At 70.7% G+C, this 19,224-nt stretch carries 19 protein-coding genes; 4 read left to right on the forward strand and 15 right to left on the reverse strand.

Annotated elements, in window-relative coordinates:
• Window position 1: 1 nt before the first annotated feature.
• Window positions 2–1,006, reverse strand: a complete 1,005-nt coding sequence (gene cydB, locus FYC51_RS18185) for a cytochrome d ubiquinol oxidase subunit II (RefSeq protein ID WP_148735155.1) — start codon at window positions 1,004–1,006, stop codon at window positions 2–4.
• Window positions 1,007–1,018: 12 nt separating this feature from the next.
• Complete coding sequence (locus tag FYC51_RS18190) at window positions 1,019–2,431, reverse strand: cytochrome ubiquinol oxidase subunit I (protein ID WP_148735156.1); 1,413 nt, start codon at window positions 2,429–2,431, stop codon at window positions 1,019–1,021.
• Window positions 2,432–2,540: 109 nt separating this feature from the next.
• Here FYC51_RS18190 and FYC51_RS18195 point away from each other — a divergent pair, with 109 nt between their 5' ends.
• The 3 genes from FYC51_RS18195 to FYC51_RS18205 are packed head-to-tail and all read left to right on the forward strand — an operon-like array spanning window position 2,541 to window position 4,636.
• On the forward strand, window positions 2,541–2,912 hold the full coding sequence (locus FYC51_RS18195; RefSeq protein ID WP_148735157.1) for a BlaI/MecI/CopY family transcriptional regulator: 372 nt from the start codon (window positions 2,541–2,543) through the stop codon (window positions 2,910–2,912).
• Window positions 2,913–2,914: 2 nt separating this feature from the next.
• Window positions 2,915–3,859: a M56 family metallopeptidase gene (locus FYC51_RS18200; RefSeq protein WP_148735158.1), complete on the forward strand. Its 945-nt coding sequence runs from the start codon at window positions 2,915–2,917 to the stop codon at window positions 3,857–3,859.
• A 39-nt stretch (window positions 3,860–3,898) separates the two neighbouring features.
• Complete coding sequence (locus tag FYC51_RS18205) at window positions 3,899–4,636, forward strand: DedA family protein (RefSeq protein WP_148735159.1); 738 nt, start codon at window positions 3,899–3,901, stop codon at window positions 4,634–4,636.
• A gap of 19 nt (window positions 4,637–4,655) precedes the next feature.
• On the opposite strand, the gene FYC51_RS18210 is transcribed toward FYC51_RS18205, so the two are convergent.
• The 5 genes from FYC51_RS18210 to FYC51_RS18230 all read right to left on the reverse strand — a co-directional run bounded on the left by FYC51_RS18210 (window position 4,656) and on the right by FYC51_RS18230 (window position 8,686).
• The gene (locus FYC51_RS18210) at window positions 4,656–5,579 is read right to left on the reverse strand and encodes an ABC transporter substrate-binding protein (protein ID WP_148735160.1); all 924 of its coding nucleotides are present in this window, start codon (window positions 5,577–5,579) and stop codon (window positions 4,656–4,658) included.
• A complete protein-coding gene (locus FYC51_RS18215) occupies window positions 5,576–6,319 on the reverse strand; it encodes an ABC transporter permease (protein WP_148735161.1) in 744 nt (247 codons plus the stop codon). The genes FYC51_RS18210 and FYC51_RS18215 overlap by 4 nt, the downstream gene beginning before the upstream one ends.
• Window positions 6,316–7,005, reverse strand: coding sequence for an ABC transporter permease (locus tag FYC51_RS18220; RefSeq protein ID WP_148735162.1), 690 nt, complete (start codon window positions 7,003–7,005; stop codon window positions 6,316–6,318). Before FYC51_RS18220 ends, FYC51_RS18215 begins: the two co-directional genes overlap by 4 nt.
• Window positions 7,002–7,814, reverse strand: coding sequence for an ABC transporter ATP-binding protein (locus FYC51_RS18225; protein WP_148735163.1), 813 nt, complete (start codon window positions 7,812–7,814; stop codon window positions 7,002–7,004). The genes FYC51_RS18220 and FYC51_RS18225 overlap by 4 nt, the downstream gene beginning before the upstream one ends.
• Window positions 7,815–8,023: 209 nt before the next feature.
• Window positions 8,024–8,686 carry a TetR/AcrR family transcriptional regulator gene (locus FYC51_RS18230; RefSeq protein ID WP_148735164.1) on the reverse strand — a complete coding sequence of 221 codons (663 nt, stop codon included), beginning with the start codon at window positions 8,684–8,686 and terminating at the stop codon, window positions 8,024–8,026.
• Between the two features lie 111 nt (window positions 8,687–8,797).
• On the opposite strand from FYC51_RS18230, the gene FYC51_RS18235 reads away from it, so the two are divergent.
• Window positions 8,798–9,856 (forward strand): App1 family protein, encoded by a 1,059-nt coding sequence (locus FYC51_RS18235; RefSeq protein WP_148735165.1) that lies wholly within the window; start codon window positions 8,798–8,800, stop codon window positions 9,854–9,856.
• A gap of 30 nt (window positions 9,857–9,886) precedes the next feature.
• Here FYC51_RS18235 and FYC51_RS18240 read toward each other — a convergent pair whose 3' ends face one another.
• The 8 genes from FYC51_RS18240 to FYC51_RS18275 all read right to left on the reverse strand — a co-directional run bounded on the left by FYC51_RS18240 (window position 9,887) and on the right by FYC51_RS18275 (window position 19,218).
• Complete coding sequence (locus FYC51_RS18240; protein WP_148735166.1) at window positions 9,887–10,954, reverse strand: quinone-dependent dihydroorotate dehydrogenase; 1,068 nt, start codon at window positions 10,952–10,954, stop codon at window positions 9,887–9,889.
• Window positions 10,955–10,997: 43 nt separating this feature from the next.
• Window positions 10,998–11,471, reverse strand: a complete 474-nt coding sequence (nrdR, locus tag FYC51_RS18245; protein WP_148735167.1) for a transcriptional regulator NrdR — start codon at window positions 11,469–11,471, stop codon at window positions 10,998–11,000.
• Between the two features lie 24 nt (window positions 11,472–11,495).
• The gene (hisD, locus tag FYC51_RS18250) at window positions 11,496–12,809 is read right to left on the reverse strand and encodes a histidinol dehydrogenase (protein ID WP_148735168.1); all 1,314 of its coding nucleotides are present in this window, start codon (window positions 12,807–12,809) and stop codon (window positions 11,496–11,498) included.
• A 46-nt stretch (window positions 12,810–12,855) separates the two neighbouring features.
• Window positions 12,856–16,326, reverse strand: coding sequence for a DNA polymerase III subunit alpha (gene dnaE / locus FYC51_RS18255; RefSeq protein WP_238476487.1), 3,471 nt, complete (start codon window positions 16,324–16,326; stop codon window positions 12,856–12,858).
• 177 nt (window positions 16,327–16,503) lie between these two features.
• Entirely contained in the window at window positions 16,504–17,424 is a 921-nt protein-coding gene (locus FYC51_RS18260; protein ID WP_148735170.1) for an RluA family pseudouridine synthase, read from the reverse strand.
• A 2-nt stretch (window positions 17,425–17,426) separates the two neighbouring features.
• A complete protein-coding gene (gene lspA / locus FYC51_RS18265) occupies window positions 17,427–18,110 on the reverse strand; it encodes a signal peptidase II (RefSeq protein WP_338014712.1) in 684 nt (227 codons plus the stop codon).
• Window positions 18,100–18,783: a DivIVA domain-containing protein gene (locus FYC51_RS18270; protein ID WP_148735171.1), complete on the reverse strand. Its 684-nt coding sequence runs from the start codon at window positions 18,781–18,783 to the stop codon at window positions 18,100–18,102. Before FYC51_RS18270 ends, lspA begins: the two co-directional genes overlap by 11 nt.
• Window positions 18,784–18,900: 117 nt before the next feature.
• Complete coding sequence (locus FYC51_RS18275; protein WP_148735172.1) at window positions 18,901–19,218, reverse strand: YggT family protein; 318 nt, start codon at window positions 19,216–19,218, stop codon at window positions 18,901–18,903.
• Between the last annotated feature and the right edge of the window lie 6 nt (window positions 19,219–19,224).

Below are 19,224 nucleotides of genomic sequence, written 5' to 3' on the forward strand. Positions count from 1 at the left end.
ATCAGTGCGCTGCGGCCTCGATGGAGGCGCGCGTCACGCGCTTGCGGAACACCCAGTACGTCCAGCCCTGGTAGGCGAGCACGAGCGGCAGGAACACCACGGCCACCCAGCTCATGACCGTGAGCGTGTACGCCGAGCTCGAGGCGTTCTCGATCGTGAGGCTGTTCGCCGGGTCGTTCGAGGCGGGCATCACGTCGGGGAACAGCGCGGCGAAGAGTGCGAGCACGGCCGTCGCGACCGTGATCGCGAGCAACGTGAACGCGATGCCCTCGGCTCCGCGCAGGTTCGCGAGCCAGCCGCCGATGAGGGCGACCGCAGCGACACCCGCGAGGATCCAGAACCAGAGGGTCCCGAACGCGAGGCCCGTCCAGAGCAGGAACAGCGCAGCGACGACGATCGTGAGGACGCCCGCGCGCGTCGCGAGCCGGCGCGCCCGCTCGCGGATCTCGCCCTCCGTCTTCAGTGAGACGAACACGACCCCGTGGGTGAAGAACAGCAGGAGCGTCGTGAGCCCGCCGAGCAGCGCGTACGGGTTGAGCAGGTCGAACAGCGTGCCCGTGTAGTTGTGGTCGGCGTCGAGCGGCACCCCCTGCACGATGTTCGCGAACGCGACGCCCCAGAGCAGCGCGGGCACGGCGGAGCCGACGACGATCATGCCGTCGAACCAGCGCTTCCACCTCGACTCGGGCCGCTGGTGCCGGTACTCGAACGACACGCCGCGGGCGATGAGCGCGAGCAGGATGAGCAGCAGCGCGAGGTAGAACCCCGAGAAGAGGGTCGCGTACCACTCGGGGAACGCCGCGAACAGCGACGCGCCCGCCACGATGACCCAGGTCTCGTTGAGGTCCCACACGGGGCCGATCGTGTTGATGAGCACGCGGCGATCGGTGTCGTCCCTGCCGAGGAACGGCAGCGACATCCCGACGCCGAAGTCGAACCCGTCGAGCACGAAGTAGCCCACGAAGAGGAACGCGACGATCCAGAACCAGAGTTGTGCGAGATCCATGTCGGCCCTCTCCTAGTACACCGTGGTCGCGGGCTCGACCCGGCCGGTCTCGGGGTGGGGCTCGCCCACCTCGGGCGGTCCCTTCTTGATGGCGCGGATCACGAGGCGCACCTCGACCACCGCCAGTGCGCCGTAGATCAGCGTGAACGCGACGAGCGAGATGAGCACGTCGAGCCCGGTGACGTTGGGCGATACCGCCGATTCCGTCCAGAGCAGGCTGAACACGATCCACGGCTGCCGGCCCATCTCCGTGAAGATCCAGCCGACGATCATCGCGGCGAGCGACAGCGGGAAGCTCCAGATCGCGACCTTCCAGACCCACGCCTGCTTCGGCATGCGCCCCTTGCGGGTGACCCACAGTCCGACGAGCGCGATGAGCACGTGCAGCATCCCGAGGCCGATCATCCAGCGGAACGACCAGTAGGTGACCCAGATGATCGGGGCGTAGTCGCCGGGACCGTAGAGCGCCGTGTACTGGGACTGCAGGTCGTTGATGCCCTCGACGCAGCCGTCGAAGCTGTGCGTCGACAGCAGGGAGAGCAGGTACGGCACCCGGATCGAGAACAGCTCCGACGTGCCGTCGGGCGTGCCGAGGGTGAACAGCGAGAACGAGGCATCCGCACCGCAGACCGTGTCGTAGGTGGCCTCGGCCGCGGCCATCTTCATCGGCTGCGTCGCCACCATCGCGAGGCTCAACTGGTCGCCGAAGAACGTCGTGAGGATGCCGGCGCCCACCATCGTCCAGAGGCCGAACTTCAGCGCGGGCCGCATGGTGTCGAGGTGCTGGTTGCGGGCGAGGTGCCAGGCCGCGGCGCTGATCACGAGGCCCGACGACACCATGAACGACGCCGCGATGGTGTGCGGGAACGCGGCGAGTGCGACCGGGTTGGTCAGCAGCGCACCGATGTCGACGAGCTCGGCGCGCCCCTTCTCGGCGTTCATCTCGTAGCCGACCGGGTTCTGCATGAACGCGTTCGCCGCGATGATGAAGTACGCCGAGAGGATGCTGCCGATCGCGGTCGCCCAGATGGTGGCGAGGTGGAGCCCCCGCGGCAGCTTGTCCCAGCCGAAGATCCAGAGGCCGATGAACGTCGCCTCGAAGAAGAAGGCGAGCAGGCCCTCGAGCGCGAGCGGGGCGCCGAACACGTCGCCCACGAAGCGGGAGTACTCCGACCAGTTCATGCCGAACTGGAACTCCTGCACGATGCCCGTGACCACGCCCATGGCGAAGTTGATGAGGAAGATCGTGCCGAAGAAGCGCGTGATGCGCAGGTACTCGGCCTTGCCGGTGCGGTACCACGCGGTCTGGAACACCGCGGTGGTGGTCGCGAGTCCGATCGTGATCGGGACGAAGAGGAAGTGGTAGACGGTGGTGAGGCCGAACTGCCACCTGGCGAGCAGCAACGGGTCGAGCAGTTCGTTCACGGATGCCCCTTTCGGAAGCGCCGAGTCCCAGGAGGAGATTTTCTACACGTCGTAGATATTTCTTCTACGAAGCGTAGAACATTTGGGCCGTCGGCGGTAGTCTGGTGGCATGGCGAGTCTTGGCGAGTTGGAGCGCTCCGTGATGGAGGTGCTCTGGACGACCGACGGCGCGCTCACCGCGAACGAGCTGCGCGACGCGCTCGCCGTGCGCGACGAGCCGGGTCGCACGGTGGCCACCACGACCGTGCTCACGGTGCTCTCGCGCCTCGAGCGCAAGGGGTTCGTCGCCCGCACGCGCGACGTGCGACCGCACCGCTACCACGCGCTGCTCAGCCGTGAGGAGCACACCGCCGAGCTCATGCACGAGGTGCTCGACAAGGCCTCCGACCGCGACGCGGCCCTCGCCCGGTTCGTGAGCACCGCCACCGTGGGCGAGGCCGACACGCTGCGCCGCCTGCTCGACGAGCTCGCCCGCCGCTGACCATGCTCGCCGTCTCGGCGGTGCTCGGGATCCTCGCCCTCGCACTCGCGTGGCCCGTGCCCGTGGCGCTCTCGCGCGCCGACTGGCCCTCCCGAACGCCCGCCGCGGCCCTCGCCCTCTGGCAGGCCATCGCACTCGCCGGCGGCCTCTCGATGATCGGATGCCTCCTCGCGTACGGCTCGGCGCCCGCGGGCTCGCTGCCCGCCACCGTGGTCGCGCTCGCGCCCCACCTCCTCGACGGCCCGCTCCCGGCAGGGTTCGGCGTCGCCGAGCTCGCGGCGCTCACCCTCGCGGGTGCCGTCACGCTGCTGCTCCTGCTCAACCTCGGGCTCGTCGCCGTGCGCGCCGAGCGCGAGCGCCGGAGGCAGCACCAGCTCATCGACCTGCTCAGCGACCCGCTGCCCGGCGAGCCCCGCACGCGCGTCCTCGCGACGCCGGTGCCGCTCGCCTACTGCGTGCCGGGCATCCGCACCGCGACCGTGCTCACCGACGGGCTCATCGACGCGCTCTCCCCCGACGAGCTCGGCGCCGTGATCGTGCACGAGCGCACCCATCTCGAGCAGCTGCACCACCTCGTGCGCCTCGCGTTCCGCGCCTGGCACAGCGCCATCCCGTGGTTCCCCATCGCGAACCGCGCCGAGCGCTCGGTCGTGACGCTCACCGAGATGCTCGCCGACGACGGCGCGCGTCGCGTCAAGGGCGACGAAGCGCTGCGACGCGCCCTCGAGCGCGTCGGCAACGCGGGCGAGTCCGCGTCGTTCCCGGATGCCGCGACGGGAGCCGATCCCGACGCGGCGATGCTCGCCGCCCGCCTCGGTCGGCTCAGCTCGGCGCCCGGCGGGTCCCGCGACGCGCGCGGAGCGCGCGTCGCCGCCCTCGCGGCATCCGTCCTGCTCGTCGCCGTCCCCCTGCTGGGGTATGCCGCGATCCTCGGAATCGTCCCGTAGGGTGACGCGTCGGAGGGCCGCCGTGGATACGCTCGAACGGTGAACGAGCTCCTCGACTGGATCCTCGACACGGTGCAGGCCGTGGACCCGGTCGTGCGCACGCTGCTCGCGGGGCTCGGCATCATGCTCGAGACGTCGGTGCTCATCGGCCTCGTGGTGCCGGGCGACACCATCGTGCTCGTCGCGTCGACGGCGGTAGACGGCGTCGGCGAGTACCTCGCCCTCGCGTTCGCCGTCATCGTGGGCGCGCTCGTCGGCGAGAGCATCGGGTTCGCCCTCGGCCGCTGGTTCGGGCCGCACATCCACCGCTCCCGGCTCGGACGACGGATCGGCGACGAGAACTGGGCGCGCGCGCAGCGCTACCTCGACCGCCGCGGCGGCCCGGCGGTCTTCCTCTCCCGCTTCCTTCCCGTGCTGCACTCGCTCGTGCCGCTCACGGTCGGCATGAGCACCATGAGCTACCGCCGGTTCATGGCGTGGACGGTGCCCGCGTGCGTCATCTGGGCGTTCGCGTACGTCACGGTCGGGTGGCTCGCCGCGGGCAGCTACCGCGAGCTGAGCCGGGAACTGCACTGGGCGGGCTACATCTTCGTCGCGGTCATCGCGGTGTTCCTCCTCGCGGTCTGGGCGGCGAAGAAGCTCATCATGCGCGTGGAGTCACGGCACATGGAGGCGCCCGCGGCCGAGGGCGCCACCGAAGGGTCGGTGCCCGTCGGTGCCGACCGCGACGACGAAGGGCCGGACGCCGAAGCATCCGACCCCTCGCCTCGCGGATAGCACCGCTCGGACGACTGCCCTAGAACAGCGACTGCTCCGAGAGCCAGTCGCTCGCGATCTGTTCGGCCGACTCCTGCTCGTTGACGCTCAACGCATTGAGCTGCACGAGGTCCTCGGCGGTCAGCGCCGCGCTCACCGTGTTGATGACGTCGGCGATCTCGTCGGTGACCTTCTCGCTCACGACGGGCACGACGTGCGACGCGAGGAAGAGCCCCTCGGGGTCCTCGAGCGTCACGAGGTCGTTCGCCGCGATGTTCGGGTCGGCGCTGTAGATGTTCACCATCTGCACCTGATCGTCGACGAGTGCCTTCAGCGTGAGCGGGCCGCCGCTGTCCTCGATCGGCGTGAAGCCGACCTCGACGCCGTAGACCGACTTCAGCCCGTCGGGTCCGTAGGGACGCGTCGCCAGCTCGGAGTTGCCGCCGAGGGTGATCGGCGTGGTGACGTTCTTCAGGTCGGCGAGGCTCGTGACGTCGTTCTCCTCCGAGAACGTCTTCGTCACGTTGTACGAGTCCTGGTCGGTCGCCGGCGACTGGTCGAGCACGCGCAGCCCCTCGGGCAGCGACGTCTCGAGCTCGGCGTAGACGTCGTCGCTCGTGGTCGCCTCGGTGTCGGGCACGTAGTACTGCAGCAGGTTGCCCGTGTACTCGGGGAAGACGTCGATCGCGCCGCCCTCGATCTCGGGGATGTACACCTCGCGCTGGCCGATGCGGAACTGCCGGTCGACCGTGTAGCCGTTCTCCTCGAGCGCCTGCGCGTAGATCTCGGCGATGATCTCGTTGGAGTAGTAGTCCTGCGAGCCGACGACGAGCGTCTCGGACGACGCCTCGCCCGTGGATCCGCCGTCGAGCGGATCGCCCGACGCACACCCTGCCAGGGCCACTGTCGCCCCGACCGCGACCGCTGCGAGCGCAACGAGCCGGCCTTTTCCTGCGGTGATCATGTTCGATTCCCTTCATTGATGGGTTGCCCCAGTGCCGCTCGGGACCGGGCCGGTCGCGAACGGAGCTCGGTGGACCTCGCGGCCCGCACCCCGGCGGGCACCACGAGTCGCTGGGTGATCGCGAAGCAGCCGTCGACGACGAGCGCGAGGATGATCACCAGGATGGAGCCGCCGAGCATCTCGGCGTAGTCGCGGGTCTTCAGCCCCTCGAAGATGAAGCGGCCGAGGCCCTCGTCGGCGATGTAGGCCGCCAGGGTCGCCGTCGCGATGATCTGCAGCGTGGCCGAGCGGATGCCGCCGACGACGATCGGCATGCCGAGGGGCAGCTCGACCTTGCCCACGATCTGGTCCTCGCGCATGCCCATCGCGCGCGCCGCGTCGATCGTGCGCCGGTCGACGGACTCGAACCCGGCGTAGGCGCCCGCGAGGAGCGGCGGGATCGCGAGGATGACGAGCGCGATGATCGGCGCGGCGAGGCCGATGCCCAGCCAGAGCCCGAACAGTGTCAGCGCGCCGAGCGTGGGCAGCGCCCGCAGGCCGCCCGAGACGCCCACGGCCAGGTTCTTGCCCCGGCCGGTGTGGCCGATCACCCCGCCGAGCGGGAGCGCGATCACGGCGGCGATGACGAGCACGACCGCGGAGATCGCGAGGTGCTGGGCGATGCGGATGGGGATGCTGCCCGGCCCCGTCCAGTTCGCGGGATCGAGGATCCAGGCGATGCCCTCGAGGAACAGGTTCATGCGTCGACCCGTCTCGCCACGGACACCGACGCCGATGAGCGACGCACCGCCTCGCCCGCCCTGGTCCACGGCATGAGCATTCGGCCGAGGAGCACGGCGGCGCCGTCGAGCGCGAGCGCGAGCACGATGGTCATCACGATGCCGGTGGCGATCTCGACCTCGATGCCGCGCTGGAAGCCGTCGGTGAAGAGGCTGCCGAGGCTCGGCACGCCGATGACCGCGCCGACGGTGACGAGGCTCACCGTGCTCACGATCACGACGCGCAGGCCCGACAGGAGCACGGGGCCGGCCAGCGGCAGCTCGACGCCCCAGAACCGGCCGCGTTCGGAGTAGCCGACGGCGGTGGCCGACTGGCGCACGTCGGGCGCGACCGCGTCGAACGCGTCGGCGGCGGTGCGCACGATCACGGCGATGCCGTAGAGCGTGAGGGCGATCACGAGGTTCAGCGGCGACCGAAGGCTGAGGCCAGTGATCGGCGGCAGCGCGACGAACAGCGCGAGCGACGGGATGGCGTAGAGCAGGCCGCAGAGTGAGAGCAGCACGCCCCGCGACCACTGGTAGCGGTGCGCGAGCCACCCGATCGGGACGGAGATCACGAAGCTCAGTATGATCGCGGGCACCGACAATGCCAGGTGGACGAGCGTGAGCTCGCCGACGAGGTCGAGGTTCGACCAGAGCCAGTTCACGGGGTCAGGACCCCGGCCGGCCGGCCGTCGGCGTCCACGACCACGCTGCGGCCATCCACGTCCGTCACGTGCAGCGCCCGCTTGCCGCGGTCCGCGCCCACGAAGTCCGCGACGAACGCGTCGGCGGGGTGCGCGAGGATCTCGGCGGGCGAGGCGGCCTGCGAGATCCGACCGCCCTGCTGCATGATGATTACCTGGTCGCCGAGGAGGAACGCCTCGTCGATGTCGTGGGTCACGAACACGACGGTCTTGCCGAGCTCGCCCTGCAGCCGCAGGAGCTCCTGCTGGAGCTCGGCGCGCACGATGGGGTCGACGGCACCGAACGGCTCGTCCATGAGGAGGATGTTGGGATCGACCGCCAGCCCGCGGGCCACGCCGACGCGCTGCTGCTGGCCGCCCGAGAGCTGACTCGGGTAGCGGTCGGCGAGCGAACGGTCGAGCCCGACCGTGTCGAGCAGCTCGAGGGCCCGCTCGTACGCCTCCTTCTTGCGGGTCCCCCGCAGCAGCGGAACGGTGGCGACGTTGTCGATCACCTTCCGGTGCGGCAGGAGGCCCGAGTTCTGCATGACGTAGCCGATGCCGCGCCGCAGCTGCACCGGGTCGACCGTCGCGACGTCCCGGCCGTCGATGAGCACCTGGCCCGAGGTTGGGTCGACCATGCGGTTGATCATGCGCAGCAGGGTCGTCTTGCCCGACCCCGATGAGCCGACGAGCACCGTCGTCTTGTGCGGCGGGACGACGATGTCGACGTCCTCCACCGCGAGGGTGCCATCGGGGTACTGCTTCGTGACACGGCGGAACTCGATCATGGCTGCCTCACTCCCGCGCGGGGCGGACGCCCCCGAGCCGGGGTTCAAGCCAAACATCATTCATGACTCTAGGCAACGCGGGTGACACGGCGGATCTTCCCGCTGAGATCGGCGTCGTTCCGAGACCTCGCATGTCGGACGGCACGACGAACCGACCCTCCGACGGCGCGACGGATCACGCCCGTCCGAGCGGGACGTGCGATGCGGCGTCAGGCGGCCGAGCCGGCCATGCGTACCGCGCCGAGGTGCTCGGCGAGGTAGTCGTGCACGACGCGCTTCGCCTCGGCGAGGTAGCGCCGATCGCCACCGGGCTCGCGCTCGTAGGCCCGGTTGATGAGCGCGTCGCCGAGCTCGAGGGCGACGCCGAGGCGGAACCGGAGCTCGGGATCGGACGACTGGTGGTCGAACTCCGCCTCGATGAGCTTCGCCATGCGGTGCGCGAACTCGGGCTCGGTGCCGTCGTCGGCGAGCTCCCGCTGTGCGGCGTGCACCACGCTGAAACCCGGCTCGTCGCCGTAGAGGGCGATCGAGGCGTCGAGGGCGACGTCGACGACGTTCCACCAGGTGCGCAGCTCGGTGTTCGCCATGTCCACGGCCACCCGCTCGCGGAACCGTCGCACCGAGCGCTCGCGGAGCGCGTGCAGCACGGCGACGCGGTCGGGGAAGTAGCGGTAGACCGTCCCGATCGACGCGCCGGCGCGCTCGGCGACCATCTGCGTCGTGAGTCGCTCGAAGCCGATCTCGTCGACGATCTCGGCCGCGGCGTCGAGCAGCGCATCCAGCCGCTGCGTGCTGCGTCGCTGCGTCGGCTCGGTGCGAACCACGCGCTTCCGGCTCGGATCGGCCCCGAGGAGCAGGTCGATGTTCGGCACGGATCCTCCCTCTTGTGCGGCTCCACTCTACCTGTCGCACCGCCCGATCCCCGACACGACGGGCGGGCGCCCGTTTTCCGACCCGCCGGGGGCGCATGACAGACTGAATGGATGCCGGCGAGCCCCCCGACCCCGGCCGGATCCAAGGAGCGCCAGGTCCGGCATCGCGCCGCGCGCGTCGAGGACTGGATCCACGACGTTCGCGAGCGGTGGGCGCGCCGTCGCGGCCATGTGCCGACGGTGGTCCCCTACACGGGCTACGGGTCCACCGAGTGGGTCCGCGTGTTCTGCCGCGTGCTGCTCTCGAAGCCCATCGCGGCCGATGAGCCCTCGAAGCGCCGCCGCCGGCGGCGCGAGCAGGGCATCCGCGGCTGGCGCAGCTTCACGAGCGTGCCCGTGGGCGACGTGCCCGTGGTCATCGAGATCGGCGGCGAACGGATCGAGGTGCTCGCCGACCGCGGCGGCGTCGTCGACACTCGCGTGCCCGTCGCGCTCTCACCCGGGTGGCACCAGGCGACGCTCCGCACCGAGGGCGCGGAGGCGGTCGAGGCGCCGATCTGGATCGTCGGCACCGACGTGGACTTCGGCCTCATCTCCGACGTCGACGACACGGTCATGGTCACGGCGCTCCCCCGCCCGCTCGTCGCGGCGTGGAACACGTTCGTCCTCGACGAGCACGCCCGCATCCCGACGCCGGGCATGGCCGTGCTGTACGAGCGCCTCGTGCGCGCGCACCCCGGCTCGCCCGTCATCTACCTCTCGACCGGGGCGTGGAACGTCGCGCCCACGCTCACCCGCTTCCTCTCGCGCAACCTCTACCCCGCCGGGCCGCTCCTCCTCACCGACTGGGGTCCCACGCACGACCGGCTGTTCCGCAGCGGGCGCGCCCACAAGGAGGAGAACCTACGGCGGCTCGCCGAGGAGTTCCCGCACGTCAGGTGGCTGCTCATCGGCGACGACGGGCAGCACGACGAGGAGCTCTACGCGCGCTTCGCTGCCGAGCACCCCGAGCGCGTCGCCGCGGTCGCGATCCGTCGCCTCTCGACGGGTGAGGCCGTGCTCGCCGGTGGCCGCACGAAGGCCGAGCAGCACGGCGCCGACGTGCCGTGGGTGTCGGCGAGCGACGGCGCGACGTTGGCCGACCAGCTGGCCGACATCGGCCTGCTCTGACCGTCCGGCGCCGCCCGCCTCGTCGTCAGCTCACGCCGGCGCAGCGACGGTGGCGGCACCCTCGGCCCGCGAACGGCGGATCCGGGCGAGCCCGCGATTGACCTGCCGCGCCCACAGCGGCCCGCGGTAGATGAACGCCGAGTAGCCCTGCACGAGCGTCGCGCCGGCGTCCAGCCGGTCCTGCACGTCAGCGGCCGTCTCGACGCCGCCGACCGACACGACGCAGAGCCCGGCGGGCACGTTCGCGCGCACGAGCCGCAGCACCTCGAGCGACCGGGCGGCGAGCGGCGCCCCCGACAGGCCACCGGCGCCGATGGCCTCGACGACGGATGCCGCGGCGCGCAGTCCCTCGCGCGAGATCGTGGTGTTCGTGGCGATGATCCCGTCGAGGCCGAGCCGGGTCACGAGCTCGCAGATGCGCACCACCTCGGCGTCATCGAGGTCGGGCGCGATCTTGACGAGCAGCGGGGTGTCGCCCGCCGTTGCCCGCACGGCCTCGAGCAGCGGCGCGAGCGCGTCGAGCTCCTGCAACCCGCGCAGACCCGGCGTGTTCGGCGAGCTCACGTTCACGACGAGGTAGTCGGCGTATGGGGCGAGCACGCGCGCGCTGCGCTCGTAGTCTCCGACCGCGTCCTCGACGGGCGTCACCCGGCTCTTGCCGATGTTGACGCCGAGCACCGGTCGGTGCGTACGGCGTGCGAGCCGTGAGACACGGCCCACCGCGGCATCCGCCCCACCGTTGTTGAAGCCCATGCGGTTCACGAGCGCGCGGTCCTCGATGAGCCGGAACAGTCGCGGGCGGTCGTTGCCGGGCTGCGCGACCGCGGTGATCGTGCCGATCTCGACGTGGCCGAAGCCGAGCTGGCCGAGGCCGCGCACGGCGAGCCCGTCCTTGTCGAAGCCCGCCGCGACGCCGAACGGCGACGGGAACGTGCGCCCCAGCGCCTGCACCTCGAGCGAGCGGTCGGGCCGCGTGAACTGCTCGACGAGCCGGCCGAAGCCGAGGGTGGGCAGTGCCCGGATGACGCGGAACGCGAGGTGGTGGGCGTCCTCGGGGTCCATGCGGGAGAAGACGAGGGAGAAGAGGAGTCGGTACATGCCGGGACTCAGGCTATCGGAGAGCCGACGCGGCCGACGTCCGTCACTCGACGGGACGGGCGGGCAGGCGGCCGTGCTCCTCGCGCAGCAGGCCGATGGCCGCCTCGAAGTCGTCGAGCGACTCGAACGCCTGGTACACGCTCGCGAAGCGCAGGTAGGCGACCTCGTCGAGCTCGCGCAGCGGCGGCAGGATCGCGAGGCCGATGTCGTTCGCCTCGATCTGCGACGCGCCCGTCGACCGGATGGTCTCCTCGACCTTCTGCGCGAGCACCGCGAGGTCGGAGTCGGTGACGGGACGCCCCTGGCAGGCCTTCTTCACGCCGAGCACGACCTTCTCGCGGCTGAACGGCTCGATGACGCCGCTGCGCTTGATCACGGAGAGGCTCGCGGTCTCGGTGGTGGAGAAGCGGCGGCCGCACTCGGGGCACTGCCGACGGCGCCGGATGGAGAGTCCGTCGTCGCTCGTGCGCGAGTCGATGACGCGGGAATCCGGGTGACGGCAGAACGGACAGTACATGGTGCTCCCAGCCTAGCGGCGCCGTCATGGGCGTTCGCCGAACCGGGCGGTCACGGCCTCGCCGTGCGCCGGGAGGCCCTCCTCGTCGGACAGGGTGGCGATCACCGGGGCCACCTCGCGCAGGGCGGCCTCGTCGTACCGCACGACCTGCTGCGGGCGCAGGAAGGTGGCGGCCGACAGTCCCGACGCGTAGCGTGCCATGCCGCCCGTGGGCAGCACGTGGTTCGAGCCGGCCGCGTAATCGCCGAGGCTCACTGGCGAGTACGGCCCGACGAAGATCGCGCCGGCGTTCTCGATGCGCGCGAGCGTGGCGTCGGCGTCGCGGACCTGGATCTCGAGGTGCTCGGCGCCGAACGCGTTCGCGAACGCCGCGGCCTGCTCGAGGTCGTCGACGAGGACGACGGCCGACTGCCGGCCCGTGAGCGCGGTGCGCACGCGCTCGGCGTGCCGGGTCGCGTCGGCCCGCGCCGCGACGCGCTCCTGCACCCGGTCGGCGAACGCGGCGTCGTCGGTCACGAGCACGGCCGCGGCGAGCTCGTCGTGCTCGGCCTGGCTCACGAGGTCGGATGCCACGAAGTCGGCATCCGCCGAGTCGTCGGCGATGACGAGGATGTCGGTGGGCCCCGCCTCGGCGTCGATGCCGGTGACGCCCGCGACGGCGCGCTTGGCTGCGGCGACGAACACGTTGCCCGGGCCGGTCACGCGCTGCACGGGCTCGAGCCCGAGGTCGGGCACGCCGTAGGCGAAGGCGCCGATCGCGCCGGCGCCGCCCATGGCGTACACCTCGTCGATGCCGAGCAGGGCGGCCACGCCCGCGATCGTCGGGTGGATGCGACCGCCGAACGCGGCCTGCGGCGGCGACGCGAGCGCGATCGAGCGCACGCCGGCGATCTGGGCGGGCACGACGTTCATGATGACGCTCGACGGGTAGACGAGCTTGCCGCCCGGAACGTAGAGCCCGACGCGCTCGACGGGCTGCCAGCGCTGCTCGACCACGGCGCCGTCGCCGAGCCGGGTCACGACGGGCACGGGCACCTGTGCGGCGCTCGCGGCGCGGACGCGCTCGATCGTCGACTCGACCGCACGCCGCACCTCGGGGCTGAGCGCTTCGCGCGCGGCCGCGAGCTCGTCGGCCGGGACGCGCACCGACGGCGGGCGCCCGCCGTCGAACCGGTCGGCCTGGTCGAGGAGCGCGGCGGACCCGTCGCGACGCACGTCGTCGATGAGTCCCCGGGCGATGTCGTACGCGGCCGAGACGTCCATCGCGGCGCGGGGCACGAGCGCGAGGAGCTCGGAGACGGACGGGCGGGTTCCGCGGAGGTCGATCGTGCGCAGCATGATCATCCAGCGTACCGACGTGTGCGATGTCGGCCCGCAGCCGACGTCACACCAGGCAGTTCGGGCCGAGCAGGCTCTTGAGCTCCCCGTAGAAGTCGGCCGTGACCTTCACGGGGTACGGCAGCTCGAAGACCCGGGCGGTGCGGCCCTTCACGAGCTTCAGCCGCACCTCGGTGTCGCCCGCGTGCCGGATGAGCACGTCGCCGAGCGCCGTGATCGTGTCGGTGGTGGCGCGCACGTCGGGCAGTGAGATCACCACCGGGCCGGACTCGTCGCCCTGGCCGAGCTCGGGCGAGAACACGCTGTAGGCGTGCAGGTTCATGCCGTCGTCGCGCAGGCTGACGCGACCTCGGACGACCACGATCGAGTCGCCGCGCAGCCCGGGCGCGAACTCCTGGTACGCCTTGCCCATGAACATCACGGTGATCTCGCCCGAGAAGTCCTCGACCTGGATCATGCCGTACTGGTTGCCGCTCTGGCGGGCGACCCGGTGCTGCACGCTCGTGACGAGGCCGGCGATCGTGACGGTGTCGCCGTCCTGCGTGGCATCCGACGACACCAGCTCGGTGATGGTGGTCGACGCGTGCTTCGCGAGCGGCGCCTCGAGCCCCGCGAGCGGGTGGTCGGAGACGTAGAGCCCGAGCATCTCGCGCTCGAACGCGAGCTTGTCGCGCTTGGCCCACTCGGGCCGGTCGGGCACGAGCGAGGGCGCGGCCTCCCGCTCGTGCTCCTCGAACAGGCTGTCGAAGTCGAACCCGACGTCGCCGACCTCCTCGGCGCGCTTCTCCTTCACGGCCGACTCGACGGCGCCCTCGTGGATCTCGACGAGCGCGCGGCGCGTGTGCCCGAGCGAGTCGAACGCGCCCGCCTTCACGAGCGACTCGACCGTGCGCTTGTTCGCGACCTGGATCGGCACCTTCTTCAGGAAGTCGTGGAAGGCCTCGAAACGGCCCTTCTCCTCCCGCGCGGCGCGGATCGCGTCGACCACGTTGAAGCCGACGTTGCGCACCGCCCCGAGCCCGAACCGGATGTCGTCGCCGACGGCCGCGAAGAACCCGATCGACTCGTTCACGTCGGGCGGCAGCACCTTGATGCCCATGCGTCGGCACTCGTTGAGGTAGAGCGCGAGCTTGTCGCGCGCGTCGCCGACGCTCGTGAGCAGGGCCGCCATGTACTCCGCCGGGTAGTGGGCCTTGAGGTACGCGGTCCAGTAGCTGAGCACGCCGTAGGCGGCCGAATGCGCCTTGTTGAACGCGTAGTCGGAGAACGGCAGCAGGATGTCCCACAGGGTCTTCACCGCGGCATCCGAGTAGCCGTTGTCGTGCATGCCCTTCGAGAAGCCCTCGTACTGCTTGTCGAGCTCGGACTTCTTCTTCTTGCCCATCGCGCGGCGCAGGATGTCGGCCTGGCCGAGCGAGAACCCGGCGACGCGCTGGGCGATCGCCATGACCTGCTCCTGGTAGATGATGAGGCCGTAGCTCGTGTCGAGGATGTCCTTCAGCGGCTCCTCGAGCTGCGCGTGGATGGGCGTGATCGGCTGCAGGCCGTTCTTGCGGAGCGCGTAGTTGATGTGCGAGTTCGCACCCATCGGGCCAGGACGGTAGAGCGCGATGACGGCGGAGATGTCCTCGAAGTTGTCGGGCTTCATCTGCCGCAGGAGCGAGCGCATGGGACCGCCGTCGAGCTGGAACACGCCGAGGGTGTCGCCCCGCGAGAGGAGCGCGTACGCCTCGGGATCGTCGAGCGCGAGGTCTTCGAGCACCGGGCGGAAGCCGCGGTTCGCCTCGATGTTGTCGAGGGCGTCGTCGATGATCGTGAGGTTGCGCAGCCCCAGGAAGTCCATCTTGATGAGCCCGAGGGACTCGCACGCCGGGTAGTCGAACTGCGTGACGATCTGGCCGTCCTGCTCCCGCTTCATGATCGGGATGATGTCGATGAGCGGGTCGCTCGACATGATGACGCCCGCGGCGTGCACGCCCCACTGGCGCTTGAGGTTCTCGAGGCCGAGCGCCGTGTCGAAGACCGTCTTCGCCTCGGCGTCCGTCTCGATGAGCGCGCGGATGTCGCCCGCCTCCTTGTAGCGGGGGTGCGCGGAGTCGACGATGCCCGAGAGCGGGATGTCCTTGCCCATGATGGCGGGCGGCATCGCCTTGGTGAGCTTCTCCCCCATGCCGAACGGGAACCCGAGCACCCGGCTCGAGTCCTTGAGGGCCTGCTTCGCCTTGATGGTGCCGTAGGTCACGATCTGCGCGACGCGCTCGTCGCCGTACTTCTCGGTGACGTACCGGATGACCTCGCCGCGCCGGCGCTCGTCGAAGTCCACGTCGAAGTCGGGCATGGACACGCGGTCGGGGTTGAGGAACCGCTCGAAGATGAGACCGTGCCGCAGCGGGTCGAGGTCGGTGATCCGCATCGCGTAGGCGGCCATGGAGCCGGCACCCGAGCCGCGGCCGGGGCCCACTCGGATGCCGTTGTTCTTCGACCAGTTGATGAAGTCTGCGACGACGAGGAAGTAGCCCGGGAAGCCCATCTGCGAGATGACGCCCACCTCGTAGTCGGCCTGCTTGCGCACCTCGTCGGGGATGCCGTTGGGGTACCGCACGTGGAGACCGCGCTCGACCTCCTTGACGAACCAGCTCTCCTCGCTCTCGCCCTCGGGCACGGGGAACCGCGGCATGTAGTTCGCGCTCGTGTTGAACTGCACGTTCGCGCGCTCGGCGATGAGGAGGGTGTTGTCGCAGGCCTCGGGGTGGTCGCGGAACAGGTGCCGCATCTCGGCCGCGGTCTTGAGGTAGAACTCGTCGGCGTCGAACTTGAAGCGGTTCGGGTCGTCGAGCGTCGAACCCGACTGCACGCAGAGCAGGGCAGCGTGGCTCTTCGCGTCGTGCGCGTGCGTGTAGTGCAGGTCGTTGGTGGCGACGAGCGGCAGGTCGAGCTGCTTCGCGAGGCGCAGCAGGTCGTCCATGACGCGCCGCTCGATGCCGAGCCCGTGGTCCATGATCTCGGCGTAGTAGTTCTCGGGTCCGAAGATGTCGCGGTACTCGGATGCCGCCCTCACGGCCTCGTCGTACTGGCCGAGTCGCAGGCGCGTCTGCACCTCGCCGCTGGCGCAGCCGGTCGTGGCGATGAGTCCCGACGAGTACTGCTGGAGCAGTTCGCGGTCCATGCGGGGCTTGAAGTAGTAGCCCTCGATCGACGCGAGGCTCGAGAGCCGGAACAGGTTGTGCATGCCCTCGGTCGTCTCGGACAGGAGGGTCATGTGCGTGTACGCACCGGAGCCCGACACGTCGTCTTCGCCGCCGTTGCCCCATCGCACGCGGGTGCGGTCGCCGCGCGCCGTGCCTGGCGTGATGTACGCCTCGGTGCCGATGATGGGCTTGATGCCGGCGTCGGTCGCCTGCCGCCAGAAGTCGTAGGCGCCGAACACGTTGCCGTGGTCGGTGACCGCGACGGCGGGCATCTCCTGCTCCTGCGTCGCCTTGATGAGCTCCCCGACCCGAGCGGCGCCGTCGAGCATCGAGTACTCGGAGTGGACGTGCAGGTGGACGAAGGAATCGGCGGCCACGGGGCTCCTCATCGAAGTACTGCTGGTGGATCTCGGGGGTGCTCCGAGTCTACGGCGACCCGCCCACGTCGCGGCCGGCGCCGGGCGCGAGTCGCGCTGACGACGGCGGATCGGCCCGGACGGATCGACTCAGTCGCCCCGCAGCACGTCGAGCGCGTGCGCGAGGTCGGCCGGGTACTCCGACTCGAACGTCGCCCAGCGCCCGGTGCCCGGATGCGTGAGCGACAGCTCCTTCGCGTGCAGCCACTGCCGGGTCAGGCCCAGCCGGGCCGAGAGCGTCGGGTCGGCGCCGTACATGGCGTCGCCGGCGCACGGATGCCGCTGGGCCGCCATGTGCACGCGGATCTGGTGCGTGCGCCCCGTCTCGAGGTGCACCTCGAGCAGCGACGCGAACGGGAACGCCTCGATCGTCTCGTAGTGCGTCACCGCGTGCTTGCCGTCGGACGTGACGGCGAACTTCCACTCCGACCTCGGATGCCGCCCGACCGGCGCGTCGATCGTGCCCGCGAGCGGGTCGGGATGCCCCTGCACGACCGTGTGGTAGATCTTCTCGACCTCGCGGTCGTGGAACTGGCGCTTCAGCTCGGTGTACGCGCGCTCGGACTTCGCGACGACCATGAGCCCGCTCGTGCCGGCGTCGAGCCGGTGCACCACCCCCTGGCGTTCGGGCGCGCCCGACGTGGAGATGCGGAAGCCGGCCGCCGCGAGGGCGCCGACCACGGTCGGCCCGTCCCAGCCGAGCGACGGATGCGCCGCGACCCCCGCGGGCTTGTCGACCACGACGAGGTCGTCGTCGTCGTGCACGATGCCGAGGTCGGGAACCGCCACCGGCACGACCTCGAGCGTGCGCGGCGGCTCCCAGCTCACCTCGAGCCAGGCGCCGGCGCGCAGCCGGTCGGACTTGTCGACCGCCGCACCGTCGAGCGCGGCTCCCCCGGCTGCCGCGATGTCGGCCGCCTGCGTGCGCGAGAAGCCGAGGAGCTTCGCGAGCCCCTGGTCGACGCGCACGCCGTCGAGCCCGTCGGGCACGGGGAACGAGCGATGCTCCATACTCAGGACTCGGCGGCCAGCTGGGTGCCGGCGAGCGGGGTCTTCCCCTCGCCCGCGGCTGCGCCGTCGGCGCCGTCCGCCGTCGCCGCTCCGGGCGCGGGCGCGGCGGGACCACCGGTCGCCTCGGCGTCGCCCGCGGCCTCCGCGTCGCGCGCGGCATCCGATCGCTTCGACTCGCGGGTGCCGTCGAGGCCGACGCCGCGGATCGTGAGGATCATGAAGAGCACCATGCTCGACACGATGGCGATGTCGGCGACGTTGTAGATCGCCGGCAGCATCCACGGGGTCGAGATGAAGTCGATCACGTGGCCGAGGCCGAAGCTCGGTTCACGCAGGAGCCGGTCGGTGAGGTTGCCCAGCACGCCGCCGAGCAGGAGCCCGAAGACGAGCGCCCACGCGATGGAGTGGATGCGGCGTGCGAACCACACGATGAACGTGATGACGCCGGCCGCGAGGATCGTGAAGATCCACGTCATGCCGCTGGCGAGCGAGAAGGCAGCACCGGGGTTGCGCACGAACTGCCACTGCAGCACCGGACCCAGGACCTGGACGACCTCGCCCTCGGTGAGGTTCGTGACGACGAGGTACTTGCTCAGCTGGTCGAGGCCGTACACCGCGAGGGCGGCCCCGACCAGGATGAGGAGTGCTGCGGTGGTGCCGACCTTCGCGGCCCGCTCAGCCGCCAAAGCCCTGGAAGGTCGGAGCGGGGGTCTGCTCGGCGGAGATGCCCGAGGAGAAGCCCTGGTTGCCCGAGACCTGCACCGGCGCGGCGGTGTCGAGCTCGCGCAGCTGGCCCTCGATGTAGCTCTTCAGCTTGGCGCGGTAGTCGCGCTCGAACACGCGAAGCTCGTCGACCCGCTTCTCGAGCGCCATGCGCTCCTGGTCGAGGATGCCCATCTGCTGGCGCTGCTTGGCCTCGGCCTCGGCGACGACGCGCGCGGCGGTGGCGTGGCCCTCGGCGATCAGCGCGTCGCGCTTCTCGATGCCCTCGCGCACGTGCTCCTCGTGGAGGCGGCGGGCGAGCTGCAGGAGGTTCGTCGTCGAGGTCTGCTCGTCGAGCTCGGACTGCGGCGCGGCGGGCGCCTGCGTCGGCACGGCGACGGTGGGCGGCGGGGCGGCCGGCTCGGTGTAGACCGCGGCGGGGGCCGGCGCAGCGGCGGCGGCGCCCTTCGACGCGTCCGCGGCACGGGCCTCGGCCGCGGCCAGGCGCTGGCGCAGCTCCTCGTTCTCGCCGTTCAGCCGTCGGAGCTCGACGACCACCTCGTCGAGGAAGTCATCGACTTCGTCCTGGTCGTAGCCCTCCCGGAACTTCGTCGCCTGGAAGCGCTTGTTGACCACATCTTCCGGAGTTAGCGCCATGGCTTCCCATCCCTCGAATCTGTCGGACCGTTTCGATCACGTTCTGCTAACGGTAGCAAAGGTCTCAGGAGGGCCGCAGTGCCGAACGTCACGGCGTGCCACCCTCGCAGGAGATCGTCAGCCGGATGCCGCGGCCCCGGCCGCCAGCCACGACACCACGGTCATGGCGACGATGACGAGCAGCATGGCCAGGCTCCACCCGAGGTCGAGTGCGACCTGGCCGATGCGTATCGGCGGCACGAGCCGCCGGAAGAAGCGCACGGGCGGATCCGTGACGCTGTAGATCGCCTCGACGACGACGAGCCAGAACCCGCGCGGACGCCAGGTGCGGTTGAACGTGCGCACGAGATCGAGGACGAACCGCGCCCACATCACGAAGAAGTAGATGAGGAGCAGCGTGTAGAGGATGTTCCAGACGACTGCCAGTACGCCCACGGGCGC

The sequence above is a fragment of the Agromyces mariniharenae genome, assembly GCF_008122505.1.
Lineage (GTDB): Bacteria > Actinomycetota > Actinomycetes > Actinomycetales > Microbacteriaceae > Agromyces > Agromyces mariniharenae.

Excerpts from the sequence above, each read along its gene's own strand:
- FYC51_RS18235 (WP_148735165.1), top strand. The coding sequence starts at position 8,798 with ATGCCGGCGAGCCCCCCGACCCCGGCCGGATCCAAGGAGCGCCAGGTC.
- FYC51_RS18240 (WP_148735166.1), bottom strand. The coding sequence starts at position 10,954 with ATGTACCGACTCCTCTTCTCCCTCGTCTTCTCCCGCATGGACCCCGAG.
- cydB (WP_148735155.1), bottom strand. The coding sequence starts at position 1,006 with ATGGATCTCGCACAACTCTGGTTCTGGATCGTCGCGTTCCTCTTCGTG.
- FYC51_RS18195 (WP_148735157.1), top strand. The coding sequence starts at position 2,541 with ATGGCGAGTCTTGGCGAGTTGGAGCGCTCCGTGATGGAGGTGCTCTGG.
- FYC51_RS18270 (WP_148735171.1), bottom strand. The coding sequence starts at position 18,783 with ATGGCGCTAACTCCGGAAGATGTGGTCAACAAGCGCTTCCAGGCGACG.
- nrdR (WP_148735167.1), bottom strand. The coding sequence starts at position 11,471 with ATGTACTGTCCGTTCTGCCGTCACCCGGATTCCCGCGTCATCGACTCG.
- dnaE (WP_238476487.1), bottom strand. The coding sequence starts at position 16,326 with ATGCTCGACGGCGCCGCTCGGGTCGGGGAGCTCATCAAGGCGACGCAG.
- hisD (WP_148735168.1), bottom strand. The coding sequence starts at position 12,809 with ATGCTGCGCACGATCGACCTCCGCGGAACCCGCCCGTCCGTCTCCGAG.
- FYC51_RS18260 (WP_148735170.1), bottom strand. The coding sequence starts at position 17,424 with ATGGAGCATCGCTCGTTCCCCGTGCCCGACGGGCTCGACGGCGTGCGC.
- FYC51_RS18225 (WP_148735163.1), bottom strand. The coding sequence starts at position 7,814 with ATGATCGAGTTCCGCCGTGTCACGAAGCAGTACCCCGATGGCACCCTC.
- FYC51_RS18200 (WP_148735158.1), top strand. The coding sequence starts at position 2,915 with ATGCTCGCCGTCTCGGCGGTGCTCGGGATCCTCGCCCTCGCACTCGCG.
- FYC51_RS18210 (WP_148735160.1), bottom strand. The coding sequence starts at position 5,579 with ATGATCACCGCAGGAAAAGGCCGGCTCGTTGCGCTCGCAGCGGTCGCG.
- FYC51_RS18215 (WP_148735161.1), bottom strand. The coding sequence starts at position 6,319 with ATGAACCTGTTCCTCGAGGGCATCGCCTGGATCCTCGATCCCGCGAAC.